The 24995-nt window shown below is 43.9% G+C and carries 32 protein-coding genes and 1 pseudogene; 24 read left to right on the top strand and 9 right to left on the bottom strand.

Translation table 11 applies throughout. The features are described 5' to 3' along the window. Positions 1–265: 265 nt before the first annotated feature. From HCR03_RS11245 to HCR03_RS11285, 9 genes are all read left to right on the top strand, one after another. Entirely contained in the window at positions 266–487 is a 222-nt protein-coding gene (locus HCR03_RS11245; RefSeq protein WP_187034266.1) for a hypothetical protein, read from the top strand. A gap of 358 nt (positions 488–845) precedes the next feature. Further along, a complete protein-coding gene (locus HCR03_RS11250; protein ID WP_187034267.1) occupies positions 846–1544 on the top strand; it encodes a hypothetical protein in 699 nt (232 codons plus the stop codon). A 57-nt stretch (positions 1545–1601) separates the two neighbouring features. Continuing rightward, positions 1602–2441: a hypothetical protein gene (locus HCR03_RS11255; protein ID WP_139104074.1), complete on the top strand. Its 840-nt coding sequence runs from the start codon at positions 1602–1604 to the stop codon at positions 2439–2441. Between the two features lie 619 nt (positions 2442–3060). After that, positions 3061–3702 carry a hypothetical protein gene (locus HCR03_RS11260; protein WP_187034268.1) on the top strand — a complete coding sequence of 214 codons (642 nt, stop codon included), beginning with the start codon at positions 3061–3063 and terminating at the stop codon, positions 3700–3702. A 332-nt stretch (positions 3703–4034) separates the two neighbouring features. After that, positions 4035–4442 carry a hypothetical protein gene (locus HCR03_RS11265; RefSeq protein WP_066645743.1) on the top strand — a complete coding sequence of 136 codons (408 nt, stop codon included), beginning with the start codon at positions 4035–4037 and terminating at the stop codon, positions 4440–4442. A gap of 71 nt (positions 4443–4513) precedes the next feature. Continuing rightward, positions 4514–5638, top strand: coding sequence for an ABC transporter permease (locus tag HCR03_RS11270; RefSeq protein WP_187034269.1), 1125 nt, complete (start codon positions 4514–4516; stop codon positions 5636–5638). Positions 5639–5640: 2 nt separating this feature from the next. Continuing rightward, positions 5641–6366 (top strand): hypothetical protein, encoded by a 726-nt coding sequence (locus tag HCR03_RS11275; protein ID WP_187034270.1) that lies wholly within the window; start codon positions 5641–5643, stop codon positions 6364–6366. A gap of 135 nt (positions 6367–6501) precedes the next feature. Continuing rightward, positions 6502–6894, top strand: coding sequence for a hypothetical protein (locus HCR03_RS11280; RefSeq protein WP_187034271.1), 393 nt, complete (start codon positions 6502–6504; stop codon positions 6892–6894). Further along, the gene (locus HCR03_RS11285) at positions 6891–7574 is read left to right on the top strand and encodes an ABC transporter ATP-binding protein (protein ID WP_066645735.1); all 684 of its coding nucleotides are present in this window, start codon (positions 6891–6893) and stop codon (positions 7572–7574) included. Before HCR03_RS11280 ends, HCR03_RS11285 begins: the two co-directional genes overlap by 4 nt. 467 nt (positions 7575–8041) lie before the next feature. Here the strand turns inward: HCR03_RS11285 and HCR03_RS20590 are convergent. From HCR03_RS20590 to HCR03_RS11310, 6 genes and pseudogenes are all read right to left on the bottom strand, one after another. Beyond that, positions 8042–8335: pseudogene (locus tag HCR03_RS20590) on the bottom strand (transposase); the annotation flags it as partial. A gap of 47 nt (positions 8336–8382) precedes the next feature. Continuing rightward, positions 8383–8754 (bottom strand): DDE-type integrase/transposase/recombinase, encoded by a 372-nt coding sequence (locus tag HCR03_RS11295; protein ID WP_187034272.1) that lies wholly within the window; start codon positions 8752–8754, stop codon positions 8383–8385. After that, on the bottom strand, positions 8751–9245 hold the full coding sequence (locus HCR03_RS11300) for an IS3 family transposase (protein ID WP_228724953.1): 495 nt from the start codon (positions 9243–9245) through the stop codon (positions 8751–8753). Before HCR03_RS11300 ends, HCR03_RS11295 begins: the two co-directional genes overlap by 4 nt. An 11-nt stretch (positions 9246–9256) precedes the next feature. After that, positions 9257–9544, bottom strand: coding sequence for a transposase (locus tag HCR03_RS11305; RefSeq protein WP_187034273.1), 288 nt, complete (start codon positions 9542–9544; stop codon positions 9257–9259). After that, positions 9531–9689 (bottom strand): hypothetical protein, encoded by a 159-nt coding sequence (locus HCR03_RS20595; protein WP_407926804.1) that lies wholly within the window; start codon positions 9687–9689, stop codon positions 9531–9533. The genes HCR03_RS11305 and HCR03_RS20595 overlap by 14 nt, the downstream gene beginning before the upstream one ends. Positions 9690–9770: 81 nt before the next feature. Beyond that, positions 9771–10565: an IS110 family transposase gene (locus tag HCR03_RS11310; protein WP_228724954.1), complete on the bottom strand. Its 795-nt coding sequence runs from the start codon at positions 10563–10565 to the stop codon at positions 9771–9773. Positions 10566–11143: 578 nt separating this feature from the next. Between HCR03_RS11310 and HCR03_RS11315 the strand changes: the two genes are divergently transcribed. From HCR03_RS11315 to HCR03_RS11385, 15 genes are all read left to right on the top strand, one after another. Continuing rightward, positions 11144–11605 (top strand): hypothetical protein, encoded by a 462-nt coding sequence (locus HCR03_RS11315; protein WP_187034274.1) that lies wholly within the window; start codon positions 11144–11146, stop codon positions 11603–11605. 122 nt (positions 11606–11727) lie between these two features. Beyond that, positions 11728–12165: a hypothetical protein gene (locus tag HCR03_RS11320; RefSeq protein ID WP_187034275.1), complete on the top strand. Its 438-nt coding sequence runs from the start codon at positions 11728–11730 to the stop codon at positions 12163–12165. A 293-nt stretch (positions 12166–12458) separates the two neighbouring features. Beyond that, positions 12459–13466, top strand: coding sequence for an ABC transporter permease (locus HCR03_RS11325; RefSeq protein ID WP_187034276.1), 1008 nt, complete (start codon positions 12459–12461; stop codon positions 13464–13466). Between the two features lie 2 nt (positions 13467–13468). Then, positions 13469–14755: a hypothetical protein gene (locus tag HCR03_RS11330; RefSeq protein WP_187034277.1), complete on the top strand. Its 1287-nt coding sequence runs from the start codon at positions 13469–13471 to the stop codon at positions 14753–14755. Positions 14756–14775: 20 nt separating this feature from the next. Then, on the top strand, positions 14776–15435 hold the full coding sequence (locus tag HCR03_RS11335; RefSeq protein WP_187034278.1) for an ABC transporter ATP-binding protein: 660 nt from the start codon (positions 14776–14778) through the stop codon (positions 15433–15435). 197 nt (positions 15436–15632) lie between these two features. Beyond that, positions 15633–16723 (top strand): IS3 family transposase gene (locus HCR03_RS11340; protein WP_407926805.1). Its coding sequence is split into 2 segments (ribosomal slippage): positions 15633–15891 and positions 15891–16723, totalling 1092 coding nucleotides; the frame shifts between segments, so codons are not numbered across the junction. Positions 16724–16939: 216 nt separating this feature from the next. Further along, on the top strand, positions 16940–17437 hold the full coding sequence (locus HCR03_RS11345) for a hypothetical protein (protein WP_187034280.1): 498 nt from the start codon (positions 16940–16942) through the stop codon (positions 17435–17437). Positions 17438–17519: 82 nt separating this feature from the next. Further along, entirely contained in the window at positions 17520–17858 is a 339-nt protein-coding gene (locus tag HCR03_RS11350; protein ID WP_187034281.1) for a hypothetical protein, read from the top strand. A gap of 210 nt (positions 17859–18068) precedes the next feature. Then, positions 18069–18377, top strand: a complete 309-nt coding sequence (locus HCR03_RS11355; RefSeq protein WP_187034282.1) for a hypothetical protein — start codon at positions 18069–18071, stop codon at positions 18375–18377. Positions 18378–18677: 300 nt separating this feature from the next. Further along, complete coding sequence (locus HCR03_RS11360; protein WP_187034283.1) at positions 18678–19259, top strand: hypothetical protein; 582 nt, start codon at positions 18678–18680, stop codon at positions 19257–19259. 198 nt (positions 19260–19457) lie between these two features. Next, the gene (locus HCR03_RS11365; protein ID WP_156990373.1) at positions 19458–19616 is read left to right on the top strand and encodes a hypothetical protein; all 159 of its coding nucleotides are present in this window, start codon (positions 19458–19460) and stop codon (positions 19614–19616) included. A gap of 308 nt (positions 19617–19924) precedes the next feature. Further along, positions 19925–20932, top strand: coding sequence for a 4-hydroxy-tetrahydrodipicolinate reductase (dapB, locus tag HCR03_RS11370; protein ID WP_187034284.1), 1008 nt, complete (start codon positions 19925–19927; stop codon positions 20930–20932). 63 nt (positions 20933–20995) lie between these two features. Beyond that, positions 20996–21088, top strand: coding sequence for a hypothetical protein (locus HCR03_RS20600; protein ID WP_407926806.1), 93 nt, complete (start codon positions 20996–20998; stop codon positions 21086–21088). 148 nt (positions 21089–21236) lie between these two features. Further along, positions 21237–22586: a hypothetical protein gene (locus HCR03_RS11380; protein ID WP_187034285.1), complete on the top strand. Its 1350-nt coding sequence runs from the start codon at positions 21237–21239 to the stop codon at positions 22584–22586. After that, entirely contained in the window at positions 22583–23305 is a 723-nt protein-coding gene (locus HCR03_RS11385; protein WP_187034286.1) for a flavodoxin family protein, read from the top strand. Before HCR03_RS11380 ends, HCR03_RS11385 begins: the two co-directional genes overlap by 4 nt. On the opposite strand, the gene HCR03_RS11390 is transcribed toward HCR03_RS11385, so the two are convergent. From HCR03_RS11390 to HCR03_RS11400, 3 genes are all read right to left on the bottom strand, one after another. Beyond that, positions 23302–23589 carry a hypothetical protein gene (locus HCR03_RS11390; protein WP_187034287.1) on the bottom strand — a complete coding sequence of 96 codons (288 nt, stop codon included), beginning with the start codon at positions 23587–23589 and terminating at the stop codon, positions 23302–23304. The genes HCR03_RS11385 and HCR03_RS11390 overlap by 4 nt on opposite strands. 170 nt (positions 23590–23759) lie before the next feature. Beyond that, positions 23760–24230 (bottom strand): hypothetical protein, encoded by a 471-nt coding sequence (locus HCR03_RS11395; RefSeq protein WP_187034288.1) that lies wholly within the window; start codon positions 24228–24230, stop codon positions 23760–23762. Between the two features lie 25 nt (positions 24231–24255). Then, on the bottom strand, positions 24256–24810 hold the full coding sequence (locus HCR03_RS11400; RefSeq protein WP_187034289.1) for a hypothetical protein: 555 nt from the start codon (positions 24808–24810) through the stop codon (positions 24256–24258). Positions 24811–24995 lie beyond the last annotated feature (185 nt).

Below are 24995 nucleotides of genomic sequence, written 5' to 3' on the forward strand. Positions count from 1 at the left end.
GTAAAACACAGCTCTTTTGCTTACTTTCAGACCGGATTTTTTTATATGGCTCAATTTTTTCGCGAAGAATGGGGTGCTTATGATATTTGAAAAATACAACAAACAGCTGGTGCGTCTTTTCTTTCCCTTTTTGGAAAACTTTTATCTGATTGTATCCTTGGTGCTGCTTATTGCCGCATGGTCTGTTCCCGGACCTTTTTGGCAAATCAGAGTCGTTTTCTTTTGGCTCTGGTTTGTCAATAGCCAAATTTATCGGTCAGGAATCATGGAACGAAACTATCTCCTCGTACAAGGAGGCGGCTATTTCTATCACATTTACTGTTTTATTAATCAGACCTTCTTTCTTTTTCTGGCCGTTTTCCTGATTATCCTGCTGACCCCCAGCCCGCAGTGGCTGAAAAATGTATTCCTCGGGATATTGTTTCTTGACGTGATTCTTCAGGCAGCCGGGGATTGGAAATATCACCGGAAAAGGCCGGAGGAATAAATCGCATGCCCGGCGGCGGTTGAGCCGCCGGGCATGCTTTTTATCGTTCGCCCTCAGAAGCACTCTTTTTGAAAGTTTCTAAAAAGCCTTTAAAAATTTTCAAAAAAAGTGTAACAAAACGGCTTCTCAGGTGTTATGTAAGTAGAAAAAAAAAATTTACAGGCTTTCATTCCATTGATTTCCATGCTGCGCAGCATCCGAAATATAATTTTTGTTTCAGAAAGAGGATGACACAGATGGACTATTCAGAGGGGAGATTTGTTCCCCTGCCCCGGCAACTCTTTCGTACGTCCATAGGCCAAAATAAAAAGGAGGAACAAAAATGTGAAAGACTTGGAAAAAAGCAGTCAGCCTGGTTTTGGTTTTCGCCCTGTCCATGATGGTGTGCGTGCCCGCGTTCGCGGATACTATTGTTAATAGAAATGATAATATTGCTTACAGTGTTGGAATTAGTAAATCCAGCGGAAGAATTAATTTTACAGGAGGTGTTAAAAAAAGTAGTGCTACAGAAGCATTTGCTAGGATCCGTGGATTTTTAAATGGGTCTGAAATATTGGAACAAGGCCAAATTGCTACAAATGACGCATATGTGCATGATTATGTATCCGCTGAAGAAGGCTACTATGAATATGAATTCTATGGTTATGTAAATTATGGACCTAATGATGCTTATCAGGATTATTGTTTACTTAACGGCCATTTAAGCAATGTGTCAACTACCCTTACAAATGCCTTGAAAGCCACCAAAGTAAATTCTTATATAAACCGATTAGGAAATAGCATCATTAAAAGTTTTGGTTATGATGCAAACAAATTTTATCAAATCAACATTTCGGATACAAACATTCCATCACAATTAATTAATTATTATTACAAAGATTTAGTCATTGGATTAGGTTCAAGCAAGCCTGTTATTTTTACTGACGGTAAAGAGTATTTAATTGCTTTTCAAGATAAAAGCGGTGTAAATATTGTGAAAGATATCACAATTCCTACCGCAGGTGACATGAGAATTATGAATAAATCGAAAAAATCCGTGAAAGCGTCTTTTAAGTAAGAATTTTAACGTAAGGAGCAAGCTTTTTGAAGCTTGCTCCTCTAGATAGGGGTAGCAATGATGAAAAAAAAGTTTCTAGCGTTTATGGCAGGTCTATTGATCTTGTTCTTGGCGGCTTTTGTGGGATTCACCAAGTTCTCTGCATCTCCAACAGGGTGTTCTAATACAAACAGTTTTTCTCTCGGAACCGGCTCAGCATCCAAAACACAGCCTTTAGGAGTAACAGATCTGCCCGTTTCCAAATTGACCGGCAAGGCAGAGCAAATCTTAAAAACAAAAAATTTATCCTACGACGAGGGGTATCTGTTTACAGAAGATGGAGATTTATGCGAAGTAACCGGAGCTGCTCCCCTGACGGACTTAGACGAAATTCATCAATATTATCCGAAGTGGACGATCCCAAAAACGTTTAAAGGCTATCAATTTCATGATTTTATTGTTGGTATGAATACTCTTAACCCGATTTATCAATCCGTCGAAGACCCAAACGAAAATCCGGGAAAAGTCTTTCAAAGAGATATCTCCTTTTCTCATGCGGGATATGCGGCAATTCGATATGTAAAAGGGGAAAACCTGCTTACAATTACGATTACGGATTCTAATAAGACACCCGCTCCTTGTACCGATGAGCAGTTAAAACAAACCGGACGCTTCGCAGAGTATACCATTTTGAACGGACTTCCCGGCTTGGATCATTATTGCTATGGGTATCGTTTCAATACGGAAGACAACAAATATACGGTGGAAGTTTCTTCGGCACAAATTCATCAGGATGCTTCGGAAACTGAAATGAGTTCAGAAGAGTTGAAAAACTATAATACGGTTGAGGGTATGCGGGAATTAATGGATGAACTTAACTTAAAGGAAAATTTGCATACGTTCACAGAAGAAATATGAGGTTGAATTATCTTTGATAAGGAGTGACTCTATGAAAAAGTGGTTTCATTTTGGTACATTCAGCAATCGGTCCCTCGTTCAAAATCTGTTCTGGTGGTCGTTTGTTACCTGGCTGCTATTTTTGGCTAACTTTATATTAGACAGAATCCACTTATCGATGGTCCCTTGTCCGGCGGAGAATGTTTTTTGGATTCTCCGGTTTCAACAAGTCGAACGCTATCTCTATCTGTTCATAATTCCAGTTATGCTCCGTCTTGGATGTGAAATCATTTACAAAATTATCGAACACACAAGCCCACAAGACAAATAACCACACGGATAGAAAGGGATATGGTTTTTCCAGTTACTCCTTCGAGGTTTTCAGCGTCGGAAATCTTTTCTGGCGCTGAAGCCTTTTTATACATTTGTAAAAAACATTAAAAGCATTCGTCTGGTTCTGGTTTTCGCCCTGTCCATGATGGTGTGCGTCCCCGCGTTCGCGGCGGAAAGTGATACGGAGAATAACTCAACCAACTATCAGATTAATTTTATGAAATTGCTAAACGAGGATTGGCCCGCGATTGATCAAGGGTACAATGATTCTGGCACAATCGAATGGTAATGTGAAAGGGGAGTCCGCATGATCAAACGATCCAAATTGGCAATATTTTTATTGATTGGTTCAATTATTTGCATCCTTTTAAAACTCCTTATCTCCTACCTGTTTCCGTTTTCCAGGCTGCTTCTGTGGTTTTTACTGATCCCCGCAATGCTAATCTGTCTTGCTGCTTTTATGATTAAAAATGGCAAAGCCCTGATAAATCCGCAGATATGGCGATGTGCGCTCTTGTCAATTATCGCAGTTGTGTTTACTCTTCTGCCGATTGACAGAGAACTTGAGCTTGCGAGATTTCATGTTGCCAAAGGATTTTTTTACTCAGCGGCTCAAAATGTGGAAAAGCAGATTTCTTCCGCCGAGGGCACTGAGTATGGCAGATTTCCCCTGAAATTTCCACAAAACATGTTGAATCCCGGTTACGGGAGCGTTGATTATTACAAGCATGGCGAGTCTGTAGCGATTTTATTTCCCGTGTCGCAGTCTTTATCGACCGTTCGATATTTATGTTATTTATCCGATTCAAAAGCGAAAGATTTGCTTGAGAATCCAAGAAAATACGGGTTTAATCGCGACGGATTCCCTCGAATCGAGAAGCTGGATGATTCCCAATGGATGTATGTTTTCTACTGGGGAGATATACGGCAAAAAGACCCGAATCTATAAATTTTTTCACAATGAGGGGTACCGGCGGCTCAACCGCCGCCGGCACCCATTTATTACTCATCCGCAAAGGCACTCTTTTTGAAAGTTTCTAAAAAGCCTTTAAAAATTTTTAAAAAGAGTGTAACAAAACGGCTTCTCAGGTGTTTTGTAGGGTAGAAGGTAAAAATTTATTAATTTCATTCCATTGTTTTCAATGCAGCGCGCGCTTTGAAATAAATTTTTGTTTCAGAAAGAGGATGACGCCGATGGACTATTCAGAAGGGAGATTTGTTCCCCTGCCCCGGCAACTCTTTCGTACGGTCCGTAGGCCGAAATAAAAAGGAGGAACAAAAATGTTAAAGACCAAATTAAAAAAGTTATCAGCTCTTTGCGCAGCAGTTGCTTTGATTGCAACTTTTACAGTTTCAGGCTCTGCAAAAACCATACATGTTAATGCAGACTTTCATAATGATATTGACAATTATTATGATTGGTGCAACACGGTGTACAAGCCACAGCCGGCAAGAGCCGGAGTCCATGTTTATCTAAATCCAAATGATAGTGGGGCTGCATATGTGAGAGTAAGTTCCACAGGTGAAGAGGCGCATAAAAACTTTACTTTTAATAAGGCCACTTCATCTGGATGGGTTAATACATCTTGGGTTTCCATTTCTGCGGATTATGCTACTTCTTTAGACCTTTCCGGTACTCGGTACGGACCCAGCGGCTCTAAGGAATTCTATGACGTCTATTACGAATAATTAATTCAACAGCAGTTATGGAGGTTATACTCCATAACTGCCTCATTTTACATCCTATGGCGGAGGGAAAGATGAAGACAATCTATTTGGTCTTTTCAAGAATCAAGCAATATTTCAAGTCAAACAAACTGATTTTCTGCCTTTTTATCATCGGCGGTATTTCTTGTGCAATCACTTTTATTTATTTTTATGGGAATATGGTAACGGTAAAAAAGAATTCGGGAAAAAATGACGAGGCTTATCGAACTTATACGATCGATCTCTCTTCACCGCAACATGTAAAGTCAGACGAACTCAAATCCTACTTTCGCAACTACGGGGTTGAACGCATGGAAGCAAGCTGCGTCGTTCCCCAAAAGGAATTGGCATGCGTAAATATTGGCGCAACCTTTACAAAAAACACAAAAAACGGATTTTATGTTAAAACTCCGTTGTCCGGCGGGGATACCATGAAAAGCGTAAAGGGACGAACTCAATTTACGGAACAGGAACTGAAAGACGGGAAAAGGGTTGTCGTGATTCCCATGGAATTTCTGCGGGACAACAATATGCCCGAAAGTCTAAAAATACAGGGGATAAAATACAGAATCATTGGAATAAGCATCGATACGGTCGCCTTTTATATACCGCCGTCCGCATTCGATCGCGATGGATTTGCTGCCGACCGCATTTCGGTTCTTTTGCAGCAAAGATTAAGCGAAAAAAACAATCAAAGCTTTACGGAAAAGCTTAAGCGGATTTTTCCGCAAAGTGAGATCAGCGGGCCAGATTCGGCCATTCAAAGCGAAGAAAAAAAGGCGCCGAAAGAAATCCTAATGATATCAATAGTTTATTTGATTTCCCTTATATCCTTTATGTTTTTAATGAAATTCATGGTCGATGTAAACAGCAGCGAAAATATAATTTACTCACTGGTAGGTGCGGCAAAACATACCGTAATGAAAATCATCGCATTGGAGAATTTTGTTTTGAATCTTTTCATCGGGCTTTTTAGCATCGCAATTCACGTGCTGTTGCGGAATGCCGTGTTTGAGAAAGTAAATACAACCGCCGGAATCCAATATGAAACGAAGGATTATATGATTATTCTGCTTGTCATGCTGGCTGTCTCCGTCCTGGTCCAGCTGCCTTTTCTCTGGAACTACTACAGGAATACGATGATTACTCTGAAAAATAAATATGTCTTGGAGGATTAGCAATGAAATTTCTGAAAATGATCGGCAATTTTTACAGCCGCAATAAACTTTCCTCCGTCGTATTGCTAATTCTCTTTTGCGCTGCAATGCTGGTCGCAAATTTCGCGATTGGCCGATACCGATACTTTACTTACACGCAAAAGGTTTTTTGCAATTCCGGGTTGGATCACTTTGTTTATTTCATGCCTGCCGGATTTGGACCGGATGCGATTACGTTGCCGCCCGATGAGTACAGCAAAAAAGTAGAGGACTATCACCGGAAGATCAAATCATTCCATGCGGTCCGCTCCATTATTTCAGCCCCGTGGAACGGCAGTTTCACCTTTCAAAATGCAGCCGGAAGCGGTTATACCCTGTATCGTGACGAACTTCTCAAAGCGTTTCCCCTGAAGATCACCTCCGGCAGGAGTTTGGATGCCGACAGCAACAGCGACCCTAATTCCGGCGGCGGAATTGACGCGGTTCTATGCGGCTATCTCTATCACAACATCAAAATCGGCGATACTTTCACTGTTAGACTGCATCCCTATAAAAGTTCCCAATATACCGATGTTAAGATTCATGCGATTGGAAAAATGGATGATCCGGCCTATACCGTTAGCCTGGGATTCGGCGGTACAAAGGTTCAGGCGGACGAATTATTTGACCGGGGATCCGTAGTCATTCTCAGGGAAACACCAAAGCTTCTTGCGTTTTTACAGAAAAACAGCACCCCGCAAATATCTTAGAATTTCTTTATTGATTTGAACCCGGAATCCACACAAAAAGAGAGAAACGACTGTGTCCAATATTTAGATCGGCAAGGAAGGTTTGTTACCTATGACAAAATAAAAACGGATACGGAAAAGGCTGTGTCCAGAACATTGAAGCAAGAACTGCCGATGCCGTTTTTCTTTCTTTTTGTTTCTACCATCTCTCTGATCAGCATCTCCATTTTGTTTATTTATAAAAATCTTCGGCAGAACAGTATCTACTATTTATGCGGCTGCAGCCGCAAGAAATGTTTTGGTTATATGGCCGCCGGGATTGGCCTGATCAGTGTTGCAGCCGGAGGCGTCAATATCATTCTCATGAAGAATATAGGCTTCCTGGTATGGAACGGATTCCTTTCGGTTGACCCAATGATTGTTGACCAGAAGAGTATTTTATTGATCGTGCTTTATGAACTGCTTGTTTTGTTCTTGTCGATCGGGATTCCATATACGGTTTATCGAAGATTTACTCCCATAGAAACTTACAGGAGGGCGCAGCAATGATTCGAGTATCCCATTTATTCAAATCTTATGGAACCGGGGAAAATAAATTTCAAGCGCTTGCGGATGTGAATCTGGATATTCCGGACGGGAGCTTTGTCGCCGTCCAAGGAAAATCCGGCGCTGGAAAATCCACATTATTACATATCCTTGGATGTCTGGATGATTTCGAGAAAGGTGAATATTTTTTAGATGATGTAAATGTTAAAAATTTAAAAGACGGCAAACTTGCGAAGCTAAGGAATCAAAAATTAGGTTTTGTTCTACAGGATTTTTCTCTGATCAACCACAAATCGGTATTGTTTAACGCAATGCTCCCGATGTTTTTTAATACAACGCCGCTGAAAGAGATGAAGCAAAAGGCACGGAATGCTTTGAAAACCGTCGGGTTAGCAGAACAGGAAAATAAAACGGCCAGTCAGTTGTCCGGCGGCCAGCGGCAGCGGGTCGCGATTGCCCGTGCAATCGCAGGCAATCCCTCCATTCTTTTGGCGGACGAGCCCACCGGGGCGCTGGATACCGGAACCTCCAAACAGATTATGGAGTTGTTTAGCAAACTGAACCGTCAGGGGTTAACGGTTATAGTCGTCACACATGACGATACCGTAGCCGGCTGCTGCAACCGAAAAATTATAATTCAGGACGGGAAAATCATCCGGGATTCTCCGAATGGAGAAGGGTAAAGAGGGTTTGACCCGCGAAGAGGGGTGCCGGCGGCGGTTAGCCGCGGGCGCCCCCTCTTTGTTATCAGTTCGGAAAGGGCCTGTTTCATAGCTGCCGATCCTTTTTATAAAAAAATTTTAAAAAAAGTGTAACAAAACGGCTTCTCAGGTGTTATGTAAGTAGAAAAAAAAATTTACAGGCTTTCATTCCATTGATTTCCATGCTGCGCAGCATCCGAAATATAATTTTTGTTTCAGAAAGAGGATGACACCGATGGACTATTCAGAGGGGAGACTGATTCCCCTGCCCCGGTCTTTCGTACGTCCATAGGCCAAAATAAAAAGTCTAATGGTATGAAGTCAAGAGGGTAAGTGCAAATGGAACGGATAAAAAAGCCACCATAAACGTACTGGCTGGATAAAAAAGGCAAACCTTTTCAAGCCCTGCCCTTGCAATTTAAAAAACAGGGTAACAATACCATCAGAGTTTAATACTCTTCCGGTGGAATGTACAGGCGGTTGTCTTTCAGCAGCCGAAAGACCAACCGAACCAGTTTTCTGGCAGTTAAAGCGAGTGCGCGTTTATGCTGGAACTTGTTGACCTCTTTGAACTTGAGGTCATAGTAGCGCCGGAACTCCGAGTCGCATCTTCTCATAGAGTTGGCAGCTTCCAGCAGATAGTACCGAAGGAATCGGTTTCCGGACTTGATTAGATGGGTATTCTCAGCCTCATAGTCTCCGGACTGGTGCTGAGACCAAACGAGGCCAGCAAACTTAGCCAGTGGAGAAGTCAAGAACAGTGCAGAATATGAACACCCAAAATCTGCAGTTAAGCGGCCAGGCCTCTGGCGGCCTGACGATACATGGCCGGCGGGAGGCCGCCGGGGTTCGCAGTGTAGATTCGCTTTCGGTTATAGTAGGTCATGATGTACCGGAACACGATGCTCTTCACCTGTGTCATGGGAATCCGCTCCGTCCGGATTCGATAGAGCTTTTCCTTCTTCAGCGTCGCAAAAAAGCTCTCCATCCTGGCGTTGTCGTAGCAGCGGCCTGTACCACTCATGCTTTGAACCGCACCGTATTGCGCCAGTAGTTTCCGAAATGCGGAGCTGGTAAACTGGCTGCCTCGGTCGCTGTGCAGGATCATCCCATAAGCCTGGCAGGCAGACCGAAAAGCCCGGATACACAGCTCCTTCTTCATGTTGTCATCATGGCAAGACCCACGATCTCTCCGTTATAACAGTCCAGAACTGCTGCCATGTACAGCTTGCCGTCCAGGCACTGGATCTGCGTAATATCCGTCAGCCACTTCCGGTTGGGAGCGTCTGCTGAAAAGTCCCGGCAAATCAGGTTCTCCGCCTTCCGCGCAGCCAAGTCTGCTTTTGTCAGACTGCTGGGGTGACGGGGCGAGCGACGGAGCAGACCTCCGCGCTTCATGGCACGCCGCACGCTGCTGCGGCTTACCGCGATACCGCGCTGTGTAAGCGCCAGAAGGATTCGGCCGACGCCGTAGTTATCATTGTTCGGATTCTCTTTATAAATCTCTCGTATTTTGACCAGAAGCAGCTGCCACGGTTTTGGTTTGCCTGCCGACTGCAAAGAGCGGTAGTACCCGGACTCACTGACTTTCACAGCCCGGCACATGGCATGAACGCAGAACCGCTCACGGCGCAGCGTGATGTACTCATACAACCGCTCCGGCTTTACCGTTTCCGGTCTTTGGCGAAAAAACCCAACGCATCCTTGAGAATCTCATTGGCTTTCCGCAGCTCCATGTTTTCCTTTATCAGCCGACGCTCGTTCTCGGAAAGCGGCGCGTCGCGGTGAATACCGCTTCCGACGAAGGCGTGATCGCCGAAGGCCTTTCGCTTCTGCCGCCACTCGGCCAGAGAGTAGTACGCAATGCCCAGTTGTGCCGCCGCCTGCTTCACGCCGATTTCGTCAGACAGCTTGACCGCTTCTTCTTTAAACTCTTTATCATATTTGCGCATGGCAAACACCACCTTGTTCTTTCTTTGATTCTATCACATTTGGGGTGTTTACTCTCTGCACTTCTATGATATCCCTCCACAGAGAGGCCTGAGACTGAAAGCGGTGAATGTCACCGATCTCAGCAATAATACCCGCTGAATACACCTTACCAATACCGGGGACAGAGGTCAGCGTATTGGGGATGATCTCGAACTGCTGCTCGATAGCCTTGTCCAGCGTCTTGATCTAGCTTTCCAATGCCCGCATGGCAGCGATCGAGACCGACATGGCCTGGTTGACAGAATCGTTCACGGTTTTGGGAAGCCGGTAGGAGCCTTTGGCGGCGGTTTGCACCGCCTTCGCGGTAGCTTCTGGATTGGCAAACCTCCCTCGTCCAGATTTCACGATGAAGTCGGTCAACTCTTTTATGTCGGCGTAAGCCAGTGCATCCACTGTCTCAAATCGTTCCATCAGGGCAATGGTGGTGGCGCTGGTATTTTGGGAAAGGACTTTTTCCTGAGCCAACCCAGAGCACTTGAGAAACAGGTAATTCGCAAAACGCTGCTTTTCCCGCGTTAGGTTCTGGACAGAGAAAAAGCGTGCTCTGGTTAGTGTTTGAAGGGCCTTGTAGCGATAATCGTCCATGTAAACCTCTGAGGCAATTCTGCCGAATCTGAGATGGTCGGCAATCACGAAGGCATCCACGAAATCGTTCTTGGGCAGATCGGAATAGGCTTCCTTGAACTTTCTGACCTGCTTGGGATTGAGAACATGGATCTTCCGTTGAAACCGTCCCAATCTGCCATCTTCCCGGAGCGCATAAACGAGGCAGTCCCCATAGATGGAGGTGGCCTCAAGGCCAATCATCACGTCGCTGAGCTGCATCGCGGTAAGTGCGGACACAATTCTCTCAGACATCAGTTTAGCACCACCACGGTTGTTCTGCACGGAAAAGCTGCTGTGTTTGGCTCCATCCGGCTTCATGAGGTAAGCGACGTTATTTTTGCTGCTCACATCAATGCCAACGTAAAGTGGATTCAAAAATATCACCTCCCCCACAGTGGGATTTTCAAGTCGGCAGGTTTTAAGATACCCATGATAACCGGAGCATCAGCAACCTCGCGTATTAGAATCATTCCGGAAAAGGCCAATGCGATATCCCTCACTGCTAAAAGGGCGGCCTTGCTTCCGGCAAACAGCTAATGAGTTTGCAGCTAACTTCCGGCTCAGGGGAACAGACTATCTGTGAAGCAGCCTTACGGCCCAACAGGAGGAATTAGAGCTTGTCCCTGCCGACTTGACAGCATTATATCACGGGCATCTCAAAGCCTGCCGGTATTCTATTTTTGGGGCGTTTTCGCCCTACAAAACTTATTATACGAGGAGGAACAAAAATGTGAAAGACTTGGAAAAAAGCAGTCAGCCTGGTTCTGGTTTTCGCTCTGTCCATGATGGTGTGCATCCGCGTGTTCGCAGTGGAGACGACCACACCTCAGCAGAAAAATGAAATCGTTCTTCAACGGAAGACAGGTGCTAAAACCATTAAGTTGTCAGCCGGAATGTCCGAGGTGGAACTTTCCGAATTACTTAGAAATTTCAGTAAAGGAATGAGTTGAAGAATGTGTGCAATAAAAAAACACAAGCTTGCCGCCTTAATTCTTGTCATAGTAATGCTTGTAGGTATTTTAATACACTCCGCTGTGTTTTGGGTAATAAACAAGGCTTTTCCACCTCTTACTTATACAACTGCTGACTCCGCAGTTGTTGTCGAAATGCGTTTATTTCTGCGCCGGTTTGCAGAAACAACCATTGGAGTATGCTCAACCGTTTTTTTAGTGGGTAGCATCATGATGCTATACTCTTTTATTAAAACTAGTCCTGCTGTTGCATTTTACAAGCTGTTCTTACTCTTCTCGGTAACAGTTGTGGCAATGTTCGCCTGTACAGTTCCCTTTGCTATAGCCGACAAGGTTTTTAGGGGCGATTATCTTTTCCCTGTCTGGGGTATCTTGGCTATTATGGTATTGCTTTTTTCAATACTGCTAGGTGCAAATCTCATAAAATATCTCCGAAACAAATAAATCACAACAAAATTTATTTAGTAAAACGTAACTTGGTGCTATCAAATCAGTAAAGTCTAAAATTTTAGGAGGATTGAAGATTATTATGTTTAAGAAAAATAGGCTTTATAGAATTTTGGCGTTTGGTATTATCTTTTGCTATTAGCACAACCACCTTTAGCGAAACCGCCTTTGCGGCGTCTCCCGAGAAAAACACAATAACGACAGAGCATCAGCAATCACTGGCAGATGCGAAGGAGTACTTAACGAATTATAGTAAAGTAGAGGTCAACGAGTTTGGTAAGCAATTTACAACAGAGTACCAGTTTAAGACAAGTCAAGATTTAGACGCAGCTGCCAATTACATAGTTGAATATGGTCTCGATGCATTTAATGAAGCTGTTAAAACTGAGACAGAAAAAGTTGTGAGCCAAGAGAGTCAGTCTGAATTGATACGCCCCCAGTCAACAACCCCCACAACTGCAGTAAAGACGAAAAGCAAGCCGCAGGTCGGCGGCTCAACCGCCGCCGGCACCCATTTATTACTCATTCGCAAAGGCACTCGTTTTGAAAGTTTCTAAAAAGCCTTTAAAAATTTTCAAAAAGAGTGTAACAAAACGACTTCTCAAGTGTTCTGTAAGGTAGAAGGTAAAAATTTACTAATTTCATTTCATTGTTTTCAATGCAGCGCGCGCTTTGAAATAAATTTTTGTTTCAGAAAGAGGATGACACCGATGAGCCGTTCAGAGGGGAACTCTGTTCCCCTGGCAGCGAACCTTTTTGTACGTCCATAGGCCGAAATAAAAAGGAGGAACAAAAATGTGAAAGACTTGTAAGCTGCAATGACACAATATGTATAGGATAGGTAAATAATATGAAAAAATTTAAATTAGGATTTACCGTAATGATTCTATTGATGGAAACAATATTTATTGGATATTTAAATTATTCAAATTTTGTTAAAATACAGAAACTTGCCTCAAATTCATTGATGTCCGATAATTCTATTACAGTCCTTTTTGAAAAACAAGAAGTTCCCTCGTTGCACAATCTAATAAATAAATATCCAGATATAACCATCTTATCTACAGTTTATGATTATCCGGACATGAAAGTATTTGGGATTTGCGGGAATTGCAATATAGACAATGATGCATATGCATTGATTGAAGGCAATTTTTTTACTAAACATGATTTTTTCAACGGTGTTAATAAAGCTGTTGTTGGCAGAAATATTTTAAATTCTAATAATTGTGTAGAAGATCAACAAGGAAATAAGCATTTTGTATTTGAAAACACAAAATATAAAATAATAGGGGTTTTATCTTCAAACATAAGCAACATGTTAGATAACACCGTTTATATAAATTTAGAGTCTATCAATAATAATTTTAGAAAAATTATTATTGATGATACAAATTGTCAGAAAGCGGTCAAGGAAATACAAAAAAATTATGACATCAAAACAATAAAAGAAAATAACACTCATTTTATGGAAAGATATATTTTTAATGATCACGATAATTTTGTATTAAACGTTTTAGTCATCGTTTTTATTGGTCTACTAATGATCCTGATTTCGTTATTTGTTTTGCATAATTATAGTGAAGAACTTAGCGCTGAAAGGATCATTGGCATAGATTTCAAGAATATATTGTTTAATCTACTTAAAGACATTACTTATTTAATAACTTCAAATATTTTTTTGGCTTTCTTAATATACGCAGTTATATATTTAAAGTTTCTTCAAAATTTGCGTTTAAAATTCTATTTCTTTTATTTTTGCAAATTTTCAGTTTTAATATATGTCACTCTTTGTTTGATAATATATATATATATATGTATATCAAATCATGTTTTTTATAAGAATGGAGCGAAATAATTGTGAAATATCAAAAAATAAATTCAATATACATAGTCGTATGTTTTTGTGTACTTACCATAGCGTCAACAGTATTGATGTTTGCTAATAGAACTTACGAAAAAGCTGCGAATAAAATTGTTGACTTTAGCAATAAAAATGTAGATACAATCTATTTGCGGGTAAGCGATGTTTACGGAGAAGAAAATCAAGAGACATTATCAGACTTCTTTTCTGAAAAAAACGCTTTGAGTCGAATGAAGCAATTTCATCAGGCCCTTAACAAAAAATTTAATTATTTGGAATTTGATACCCAAATGTTATTATTACTGGATAACAATTTTGATTATAAAGATGAATTTCGTACAGATTATGGAACAGATAGTTTTGGATCAAACGATAAAATTGGTGTTTCTTTAAAATCCGCACAAATCAATAAAAAAGCATATGATTATTTTTTGTTAAAAAATCAAATATTTAGCGGACAAAGCTTTCATGAAAACGATTTTACTTTTAATGATAAAGCCGTTCCAGCAATACTGGGATACAATTATATTGATTCCGCTAAGATAGGTGACATTATAAACTTTAACTATTTATCTAAAAATATTTCTATAAGAGTTATTGGGTTTTTGAAAAGAGACACTTCAATAACAATAAATAATAATATTTATTTTTTGGATGATTATATTTTAATTCCTTCGTTAGAAGTAAAATCGGCCCCTATCAGGGGGGATGACAAAAGGTTTCAAAATATATTGTATTCATTAAAAAACTGGGGATATATCAAAATAAATAATGGCGAAGATTATTATAATTATAAGGCTAAAGTTGATGAAGTTAGCAATAAATTGGATTTAAAATATGTTTTAAACGAAGGCTATGTTTATCCTTATATTACAAATATTTCAAATAGTATGCAGTCGAGTAAAGGGATATTTCGACTTTTATCCGTTTTTTTATTTGCGATATTGTCAATAGTTTTTACATTTTTAACTATATGGCATTTTAATAGAAATAAAAAGATCTATGCAATTCACTTAACATGTGGATGCAGTATGAGTCAGTTGAAATCAAGAATATTCTCTGGAATTACAATTCAATTTATATTGTCATTTGGATTATCTATTATTATCAATATGGTTTTAATGGGACATGAAATTGTCTACTTCTCAGAGCGTATGTTGCTTAATCAATCAGTTGGTCAAATTGCAGTTTTGCTGATTATGGTTATTATCGTAATTTGTCTCGTTTTAAACATTTATATAAATAAAAGTAATATGTATACTTCTATCCAAAAAGAAGATTAGAGATAAAGGAGAAATTTTTTATGATTGAATTTAAAAATATAAGCAAATATTATAGATATAAAAAAATCGAAACAAACGCACTTGATCATATAAGCTTAAAAATAGACAAAAATGAAATGGTTGCGATTATGGGGCCAAGCGGTTCTGGAAAAACAACTCTCTTAAATATTGCTGGAGCTCTGTTAACACAAAGCAGCGGAGAATATTTATTTGATCATAAACCAATTGTTGGAAATGAATCAGAGATGGCAAGATTCAGAAACAATCACATTGGTTTTGTACTTCAGCATTTTGCATTAATAAAAAATAGAAATGTTTTCTATAATATAGCTTTACCCTTAAAATATCAAAAAATGAAGAAAGATCAAGTTGAAAAAATAGTTTCCACGGTTGCTGAATCTCTTGGTATTTCAAATAGATTGAAAATGTACCCTCATATGCTTTCAGGTGGAGAATGTCAACGTGTTGCAATCGCCCGAGCAGTTGTCACACATCCCAATATGATTTTAGCGGACGAACCGACTTCTTCTTTGGATGATGACAACAAATATGAAGTACTGAATATATTAAAAAGATTAAACAATTGTGGGGCTACAATCTTAATTGCTACTCACGATAATACTGTTGCGCAAATATGTGATAGAAAAATACAGCTTAACAATGGCCACATTGTTGAATGAAGCTGAGTAGATTAAGCCGTGTGACCTACTTGTTTCTTTGGTTTACAGGCTTTCATTCCATTGATTTCCATGCTGCGCTGCGTTCGAAATATATTTGTTTCAAGGAAGAGGATGACGCCGATGTGACCTGAGCCCCGAAAACTGAGCCAATAGAAAAGTTAGTCACAATATGATAAAATGCAGATGGAGTGATTAACATGAAGAAACGGTTCAGCGAGGAACAGATCATCAGGATTCTAAAAGAACATGAAGCAGGTAAAAAAGCGACGGATATTGTTCGAGAATATAATATTTCTGAACAGACATTTTACCGTTGGAAAAGCAAATACGGCGGGATGGATGTCAGCGAAGCAAAGCATTTAAAGCAACTGGAAGAAGAAAACCGCCAATTAAAAGAACTAGTGGCAAACCTTACTCTGGATAATCACATTCTAAAGAACATCCTCGCAAAAAACGGATAAAGCCTGCCGAGAAGCGTCACATTGCGGAAGAGATACAGCAAACGTACCAGCTAAGTGAGCGCAGAGCGTGCAGGCTGTTGGATTTTGGCCGAAGCAGCAAACGATATGTTCCGGTGGATAAAACAGAAGATAAAGAAATAACAGACCGGTTAACACAGTTGGCAAGTCGATGGAAACGCTTCGGCTACCGGCGTTTGCATGTTATGCTCCAACGGGAAAACGTCTATATCAACCATAAAAGAACATACCGACTGTACAAAGAAGCCGGATTGACCTTGAAAAAGCGGAGTAAAAAGAAGAAATACGAAAAGCGTGGAATGCCGGACAGAACATCCCTGTTAGCAAATTCCAGATGGTCAATGGATTTTGTTTCTGATCGTACCCGATCCGGAAACCACATTCGAGTCTTAACTGTAATTGATGAAGCCACACGGGAATGCCTAGCGTTGGAAGTGGACAGCTCCATCACAGGGAAAAGAGTTGCAGCCGTACTCAACCGCATTGCCCTGTTTCGCGGCCTTCCCAAAGAGATTCTAACGGACAATGGTTCTGAATTCACAGGGAACGCACTAAACGTATGGAGTTACGACCACCATGTAGAACATGTTTTTACTGATCCCGGTCACCCGACCCAAAACGGATATATCGAAAGTTTTAATGGAAAGCTTCGGGATGAATGTTTAAACCAAAACTTGTTTAAAAATCTCTATGAGGCCAAAGAAATCATTGAAGACTGGCGAAATGAATATAACCACCTTCGCCCACACAGTTCTCTGGATAATTTGACGCCGGCAGAATACGCCATGAAAATCTCAGGTGATTACTAACTTTCTATCTGGACGGCTTTTGGGGGCAGGTCAGATGGACTATTCAGAAGGGAGATTTGTTCCCCTGCCCCGGCAGCTCTTTCGTACGTCCGTAGGCCGAAATAAAAAGGAGGAATAAAAATGTGAAATACTTGGAAAAAAGCAGTCAGCCTGGTTCTGGTTTTCGCGTTGTCCATGATGGTGTGCGTCCCCGCGTTCGCGGCGGAGAAAACAAATGTGATTCAAAGTCAAGAGAAGCGCTTAACTGTTGACCTAAACCAGTCTTTAAGCCAATCGGAAAAACAATTTATGAAAAAATATTGTAAAATATTAAATGAGTTTAATTTGGATGAAAATAATGTCTTAGTGTTAAATTTATCAGATGAAGAACTAATTAAAAAATACTCTTTTACAAACTCTGACCTGATTCTTCTACATAAAATAATCAACTCTTCAAAAGAAATAAACAAAAACTATAATCATCCAAGTTCTCAAATACAGCCAAATATCTTTGTTGAAGGAACTGTTATCTATTTCACAGCATCCGATGTTGATACACTATTACTTGCCGCAGCCACTGCGGGACCAACAGCTATGATAGCGGCTTTGGATTTGGTCGCTACCATGACCGGGGGACCTGTGGCTACTGCTATAACAACCGTATTAGGGGATAATAGGATTTGCATCAATCGGCAATTTCTGTTACCTTTGTATTCAGGCGCACACCTATGGTGAAGGCGTATATATTGGCATTGAATTTGATGATGGATTTCCAAATGGCGTTCAGGGCAGGTGGTAATAGGAAAGAGGTAATAAATTGATCTCCCCAAAAAAAATGGTACGAATAACTTATTTTTTACTCCCGATTCCTTTCGTCGGAATTGCATTAGGAGGAAAATCCACTTATGATTTATGGCTCTGCTTTGCCGTTGTCGCTGGGATTCTTCTGCTTGTCAAATATGCAAAATATAGTCAGCGAAAGCAAAGGCCTTATATTGTATTGTGTGATGTAGGATTTGTTTTCCTGCAGGTTGTATTTTTGCGTATAATTCCTGAGAATTGGGGTGTTTTAAAAGCATTGATCCTTGCAATAGCCGGAGGCTTATACTTTGTATTTGCAACATTTAAACTATATAAGCTTCCGCAAGGTCAGTAGATTGCTTAAATAATGATCTGCTGTCTCACTTTGTCTTCAGAGTGATGGTCTAAGTATCCTTTCAGGTCTTCAGCGCCGGAAATTTCCACCGGTGCTGAAGCCTTGTTTTGCTTTTGGACCGTAGAAGGCCCCCAAATCATTTTTGGGAAAATTTACGGGCCTGGCCTAGTGATTAGTGAAATGAAGAAACAAAGAAAGAGGATGACACCGATGGACTATTCAGAAGGGAGATTTGTTCCCCTGCCCCGGCAACTCTTTCGTACGTCCATAGGCCAAAATAAAAAGGAGGAACAAAAATGTGAAAGACTTGGAAAAAAGCAGTTGAGCCTGGTTCTGGTTTTCGCGTTGTCCATGATGGTGTGCGTGCCCGCGTTCGCGGCGGAGAGTTCCAATAATGACACCGAAAAATTCAATGTCAACATATATTCCGAAGAATATCCTAACGCCTATATTGAACAGTCATTTTCTCCAGCTCTGCTGATTCACAGCCTAATAAAGGCCATGTATGGGGATTCTTAGAAGGTCCTGAATATTATGGTGATCGCAGTTATACAAAATCTATTGGTGCCGGTTTGACTATGTTTAAAAACAAACTAACTGGTGGAGGAAATACAACAAGTTTTGTTTGTAAATATATTCACACCTATCAAGAAGAAACAGGTAGTATTAACATATCGACAAGTGGAGTCGGTTTTTCGCTCTCAGGTACATCAAAGCAATGGAGTCTTATTACTAGGATATCATCAAGGCCATATTAAAATACGTTTGAACAGCGTAATCCTCATTGCGAGGATTACGCTGTGATATTGGAGATTCAATATGAAAATTCGATCTATTGGAAAAGTGCATTGCATAATTATAATAATTTTGGCAGCTCTAATCCTGTGCATGGCGGGTTGGGCGGTCCGGCAAGCCGATGTCACGCCGATGCAATGGGTGGAGCGGCACTTTAATAGAGAAAACTCTTCATCGGACTCAGAAATTGCTGAAGTGATGAAGGGAAATAAAGCGGTTATTTTTTATCATTCGTTTGAAGATCCAACAGTGATTCGATGCGCTGTTTTGCAAAAAGACCTGCTGGGGTATCAACTGCTTGGAAATATAGGTGACATTTCGGAGAGCAAAGAGGAAAGTATCCATCCCACAGGCGACATGCTGGGTGGCGCTTTGGGCCGTGGAAAAGCAGGGTTTCTTTATTGGGGCATTCTGTACGACGGCTCCATTTCCGGCGTAACCGTTGCAACCCATGCCGCCACTGTCGTCAGCACGGACGGGCTGCGGCTTTGGTATTACATTGGAACCCAATCCTGCGATTACACGAAAGACATCGTCTATACCTATCACACTCCCAGTGAACAATCACCAACTGCTGTCCCCCGCTCAAAAAGTTTGGCCGCGTAAAAATTTTCATAAAAAGTGTAACAAAACGGCTTCTCCGGTGTTATATAGGCAGAGGGTAACTTAAAAAGCCTGCGCCCGCGTCGCACCTCCTTATTTTCAGACTCCGACCTTGGTTTTACGAACGACGGCGACAGAGATACGGTCTTTTCCGCGGAAAAGATTCCGGATAAATGATGATCTTTGGGAGAGAACGCGAATATGGAACATAAAAACTGCATTACGGAATTTCTGAGAAAATACAGCTTTCTGACCCCGATCTGCCTGATCGCGGCGGTCGTCAGCCTGACGGTCGCGATTGTACTCGTATTAAGAGTCGTCGGCATGCCGTCTTTTGTTCTGGGTTTGTATTTCTGTTGATCTGCCTGTCCGGCTGTTCGCCTCATTTCAGGATTTTCCCTTTTTGACGGAGTGTTCACCGCGGACAAGCCGTTATCTTTCTTTTCTGTTACACAGGGAAAAAATTTAAATTGACAACGGCAAAGATTTTCTGTATAATAATAAGCAACAACTTATTACTTTTTAAAAAGTTGCCTGTAAATTCCTGTAAATCAGCCGCAGCGGTCTGTCCTCCTATCCTTTGAAGTGATGAAAACAGCCGATTGCGCTTTCACCACCAACCTGCAACTTATAAAAAATGTGTCTCATTTTGAAAGGAGCGTATCCGAATGATGAAGGTATGTATCTCCGGACTGGGGCGTGCCGGAAGCCAGATCGCAAAATATCTGCTAGCCTGTGACCGCGTGGATCTTGTGTCCGGCATTTGCAGCCCGACCAGCACGAAGGCCGGCCGGGACCTGGGCGAGATCATCGGCTGCCGCGCCGCCGGGGTTCCCGTTTATCCGTCCGACCGGATTGAGTCCTGTATTTTTAATACCAGGCCGGATCTGATTTTGGATTTCTCCAATGCGGCTGCCGCTCTGAAAAACGCGGAAACCTTTTTTTCGCTGAATGTGCGAGTCGTGATGGGCACCACGGGTTTTTCCAAGGCGGAGGAGGCGGAGCTGTACGCGCTCGCCGACCGGTTCGGCGCGGGGCTGATTTACGCGCCGAACATCACCCGCGGGGTCAGCACCATGATGCTGCTGACCGAACTCGCCTCCCGGATTTTAACCGGCTACGACGTCGAGATCATCGAGATGCACCACAAGCGCAAGGTGGATATTCCGTCGGGGACCGCTTCCAAACTTGCCGACCGGCTGCGGGAATCCCTGCCGGTCGGGGAACGGCACGATGTGCCCGTTTCCTCCGTGCGGGCCGGCGGCATCGTGGGCTGCCATAAGGTCATGCTGGTCGGTGAAAATGATATGATCGAAATTTCTCACCAGAGCTTTTCGCGGAACGCGTTCGCGGAAGGCGCTTTGTTCGCCGCGGAATTCATTCAGGACAAAACCGGCATCTTTGAAATGAAGGACGCCATGAATCTGGACGGAATCTTAATGGATTACCTGAACCAAAGCTCAGACAACCCCGCCGCGCCGCTTCGCCTTGGTGTAAACGCCCCTGGGAAAGGATCTTTCCGCCATGAACCCCGTCGAGCTGCGCCGCAAGATCGGCTACGTCATCCAGCAGATCGGGCTGTTCCCGAACGTGACGGTCATGGAAAACATCGAGGCCGTGCCAAGGCTTTTAAAGTGGCCGCGGGGAGAAAAGCCGCGGCCGCGCGCTGGAGCTGATGGAAATACCCGGAGCTAAGGGAGGTCCTGAACAAGCTCGGCGGGCAGATCGACGAACACACCTTGCAGGAGTTGAACAAGAAAGTGGATCAGGACGGCCGGGAAATCGAAACGGTTGCAACAGACTTTCTGAAAGAAAAAGGCCTGATTACATAATTCACTCCCAGCCAGCGCGCCCGTGCATCGGGCGCGCTGGTTTTAGATAGGCCCGCTCCACATTCCATCGGGCGCGGCTGAAACCGCGGCCTCTCTTCATTCATTGGCTGATTTTTAATGACACATCGGAGGAAAGGAGATGCAAGCCGTGAAAAACGACAAAAAAATCAAAGTAGGAATCGGATTTGCGACTGGACGGAAAAGCTTTCAGAAGGTTTTGAAAACCTATGTCTACAACTGGAAGGAGTACGGTCTGACGGAAAACGAGGACGTCAGCCTGAATCTTTTGGTGGCGTACGACCTGAAATATTCGAACGCGAAGCCGATTCATTTCACCGGCATCCATAAGGATCTTTTAAACCTGATCGACGAGGCCCATTTTATCGGCCGCGGCGCCCTGCGTAAGGAAATCGCCGCCCTTGTGGAGCAGAACGTCCTCAGTCAAAAGGAGGCGGACCTGTTTTTCGGCAGCGGCTATGCCGCAAAGAGAAACGCCATTCTTTATAAGGCGGTCAAATCCGGAATCGATTACCTCGTCTTTCTGGACGACGACGAATATCCCTTCGCCGTTACCAATACGCACAAGAGCGCCGTCTGGGGCGGTCAGGCGGTTTTAACCACGCACCTGGATTACATCCGCCGGGCCGACATCACCAACGGATACCACTGCGGATACATCTCCCCCATTCCGTACATCCGGTTCAACAAAACCCTGACGGAAAGCGACTTCCGAGTTTTCATCGAAGCGATCAGCAACGATGTTTTGAACTGGGATAGCCTCCGCGCCGTCATGAACAACGGCGGCGTCACCTATGCCGATCCGTCGGTTCTGGTAAACCGCACCGTGGAAGAGGTTCCGGAAATCAACCGCGCCAAATTTATCACTGGCGCCAACCTCTGTCTCAATCTGACAAGGCCGGAGCGCGTTTTCCCCTTTTACAATCCGCCCGGGGCCCGGGGCGAGGATACGTTTTTAAGCACCTGTCTGAGCGACCGGAAAGTCCTGCGAGTCCCGTGCTACGCGTTCCACGACGGATTCTCCACCTATCAGCACCTGATGGACGGGGTTCTGCCGAACAAATTGAAGCGCATTGAGGCCGATTCGGAACCGGTTGTCTCCAGATTTTACGCCGCCTGTCTGGGCTGGGTGCGTTACAAGCCGCTTTTCGTTTATATCACGCAAAGGGACCAATACGATCAGATCATGCGCGAAACGCAGGAAAAGCTTTCCCGCACGCTACCCAAAATCTGCGCCTATTTTCAAAACAACAGCTTTATGAAAATATCATCCGAGCTGAACAGCTACCGGAAAAACGTCGAAAAGCATTACGCGCAGTTCCTTGAAATGCAGCGGATCTGGGCAAAGCTGCGCGCCTACCTGAAGGAGCCGCCCGCCCGTCGCTGTTTTAAGGTGTCTCCTCTTGCGGCGGCATCGCCGGAATGCTATCCTGAGAAAAAATCCGTTCATCGGATTGAAAGAACGGGAGCGGTACGTTGAAAATTGCGGTGATTCACGGCAGTCCGCGCAGGGGGAACACCCTCCGGGCCGCCGAACTGTTTCTTGAGGCCCTCAAAAAGCGCGGGGAAGTCGAAGCGGATGAATTCTTTCTTCCGAGGGACCTTCCGGAGTTTTGCAAGGGCTGCGCCGCCTGCGTGACGCGCGGCGAGGAATTCTGCCCGCACCGGCAATATTCGGGCCCGATTCTCGACTCCATGCTGAAAGCGGACGCGCTCCTTCTGACGACGCCCGTCTATGTGATGTCGGCCTCCGGCGGCATGAAGAACTTTCTGGACCATTACCCGTTTCTTTTTATCAATCATCGGCCCAGGCCGGAGTTTTTCCGGAAAAAGGCGTTTGTTCTTTCGACCGCGGCGGGCGGCGGGATCAAATCCGCTATGAAGCCGATTGCAACCTGTATAAAATATTGGGGAATCAACCGAGTGTATCAAAAGGGCTTCCGCATTTTCGCACTGGACTGGGATTCCATGCCCCCGGAAAAACAGAAAAAATACGAGGCAGAAATCGACCGGTGCGCCGAAAAATTTTGGCGCGCCGTCTCAAAGCAAGACAGCGCGCCCACGTTGTTCGTCCGGTTTTATTTTGCTCTGTGCCGCTGGATGGTGAAAAAATTCAGGAATTCTACCCCTGACTACCGGTACTGGCAAACCCAAGGCTGGCTCGACGGCAAACCGCCGTTCGTTTTCAAACGGGACTAGGCACGCCCTTGCAGCCGCTTGTAGAACTGCGCGCAGGAGGCGATCATCAGCGCGCCGCCCGCGAAGCGAAAGGCTGCGGACATCGCGGCTTCCGCGAAAAAAAGGGATGGAATTCCTCCTTCCATTCTGAAAACACCGGAGACGGAAATCGGAAAAAAGACCGAAAGCACCGTATACGCCCCAACCGCAGCCCACAGGACGGCAAAGGGCTTCCCCCTCTCCTCCCGGTGCTTTCCGGAAAGAAGCAGCAGCATAAAGGCGCCGGGGTTCAGCGCCGTCTCCACCGCCAGCAGCCAGAAAACTCCATACAGGACAAGCCGCTGTTTCTCCGCCGCAGAACAAGCTTGCGAAAATCAGCAGGACTCCCGCCGCCATTCCCAGAACATAGGGAGCCCCCTCGGTTTCTCTTTGCCTGTATTCCATGCTCTTCCTCCTTTCGGAGAGGATGCGAGGGTCAATATCCGTGTTTTTTCAGTCTGGCAAGGTAGACCGCGCAGGCGGCGGTCATCAGCGCGCCGCCTGCAAAGCGCAGAAGCACGGCCGCCCGATAGGATCCATACACCGGAGCGGACCGGACCGGCAGAAAGAACCACGTCAGGCTCCCGTCGTGGATCAGTACGGAAAGCATAAAGAATCCGCCCGCAGCCGCCCAGAATTCCGCGACGGCTCTTCCCCGCTTTTCCCACCGCCTGCCCAAAAACAGAATCAGCATAAAAATGCCGGGGTTCAGCAAACATTCGGCTGCCAAACCCCGGTACCATGACGCGGCGTTTTCCGGGGAAACCGAAAGCATCCCCAAAAAGTACGAGGCGACAGGGACCACGCAAGCGGCGGACAGAAGGAAAAGAAGGCAGGACGCCATGCCGAGCGCAAACGGCGCGCCTTTGGTTTTGCGGTATTCCTGTTCCACGTTGTCCTTCCTCACTTTCCTCCACCGCAGGAAAAAGTTCTTATGTATTTGAGTCCGACGGAGGAGTTTCGCCGTTTTGCGGCTCGGACTCCGGTTCGTCGAAAACCGGCGGCTCGTGCAGGCGTCTCCAAAACACGACGCAAGAAGCGATGATCAGTCCGCAGCCAATCAGGGAAAGCGCGTTTTCAATCCAGTATCCGCCCGGCATCACCGCGTCGACCGCCGCGGTGATCTGCTGCTGCAGTTCGCCGCCTTTCAGCATTGAAAACAGACCGGATAAAATATAGAGCCCCGCAATGACAATCCACACAATGGCGAACGCGCTGCCGCGTTTTTCCTTGTTTTTGCCCAGGATCAGCAGCAACAGGAATATGCCCGGCACGATAAGAAACGAAATAATCGTACCGATGAGTCCGGCGCCCGAGATTCCGCTTGACGCCGCGGAAGACTTCAGCCCCAAGGAAGACAGGGTCACGTCTGTTATAATCGGGCTCAGATTAAAAGAAAGAATGGTCTCCAGCAGTAAAACAACCCCCGCCGCAATGCCAAGCGTGAACGGCAGGCCCTCGGTTTTCCGCAAATTCTTTTTTTCCATATGTTCTTCTCCTTACTCTCGATTTGAAATCATATTCTTTTATATTATACTTTTGAATTTTCATTCTGTCAATTTAGTCCAATTCTTTTTCCGAAAAAACCGGCCTGGGCATTTCCGGGCCGGTTTTTTGCGCGGAAATTGAAAATATTCCATTTTTGTTGAAAGAATCCCTCCGGAATGGTAAA

This window comes from Caproicibacter fermentans (assembly GCF_014303955.1).
GTDB lineage: Bacteria > Bacillota > Clostridia > Oscillospirales > Acutalibacteraceae > Caproicibacter > Caproicibacter fermentans.

What these genes read in the sequence shown, in the direction of transcription:
- HCR03_RS11255 (WP_139104074.1), top strand. Translation starts at nt 1,602, where the DNA reads ATGATGAAAAAAAAGTTTCTAGCGTTTATGGCAGGTCTATTGATCTTG.
- dapB (WP_187034284.1), top strand. Translation starts at nt 19,925, where the DNA reads ATGATGAAGGTATGTATCTCCGGACTGGGGCGTGCCGGAAGCCAGATC.
- HCR03_RS11245 (WP_187034266.1), top strand. Translation starts at nt 266, where the DNA reads ATGGAACGAAACTATCTCCTCGTACAAGGAGGCGGCTATTTCTATCAC.
- HCR03_RS11275 (WP_187034270.1), top strand. Translation starts at nt 5,641, where the DNA reads ATGAAATTTCTGAAAATGATCGGCAATTTTTACAGCCGCAATAAACTT.
- HCR03_RS11285 (WP_066645735.1), top strand. Translation starts at nt 6,891, where the DNA reads ATGATTCGAGTATCCCATTTATTCAAATCTTATGGAACCGGGGAAAAT.
- HCR03_RS11265 (WP_066645743.1), top strand. Translation starts at nt 4,035, where the DNA reads ATGTTAAAGACCAAATTAAAAAAGTTATCAGCTCTTTGCGCAGCAGTT.
- HCR03_RS11400 (WP_187034289.1), bottom strand. Translation starts at nt 24,810, where the DNA reads ATGGAAAAAAAGAATTTGCGGAAAACCGAGGGCCTGCCGTTCACGCTT.
- HCR03_RS11305 (WP_187034273.1), bottom strand. Translation starts at nt 9,544, where the DNA reads ATGCGCAAATATGATAAAGAGTTTAAAGAAGAAGCGGTCAAGCTGTCT.
- HCR03_RS11270 (WP_187034269.1), top strand. Translation starts at nt 4,514, where the DNA reads ATGAAGACAATCTATTTGGTCTTTTCAAGAATCAAGCAATATTTCAAG.
- HCR03_RS11360 (WP_187034283.1), top strand. Translation starts at nt 18,678, where the DNA reads ATGAAAATTCGATCTATTGGAAAAGTGCATTGCATAATTATAATAATT.
- HCR03_RS11325 (WP_187034276.1), top strand. Translation starts at nt 12,459, where the DNA reads ATGAAAAAATTTAAATTAGGATTTACCGTAATGATTCTATTGATGGAA.
- HCR03_RS11295 (WP_187034272.1), bottom strand. Translation starts at nt 8,754, where the DNA reads ATGAAGAAGGAGCTGTGTATCCGGGCTTTTCGGTCTGCCTGCCAGGCT.
- HCR03_RS11260 (WP_187034268.1), top strand. Translation starts at nt 3,061, where the DNA reads ATGATCAAACGATCCAAATTGGCAATATTTTTATTGATTGGTTCAATT.
- HCR03_RS11315 (WP_187034274.1), top strand. Translation starts at nt 11,144, where the DNA reads ATGTGTGCAATAAAAAAACACAAGCTTGCCGCCTTAATTCTTGTCATA.
- HCR03_RS11355 (WP_187034282.1), top strand. Translation starts at nt 18,069, where the DNA reads ATGGACTATTCAGAAGGGAGATTTGTTCCCCTGCCCCGGCAACTCTTT.
- HCR03_RS11365 (WP_156990373.1), top strand. Translation starts at nt 19,458, where the DNA reads ATGGAACATAAAAACTGCATTACGGAATTTCTGAGAAAATACAGCTTT.
- HCR03_RS11335 (WP_187034278.1), top strand. Translation starts at nt 14,776, where the DNA reads ATGATTGAATTTAAAAATATAAGCAAATATTATAGATATAAAAAAATC.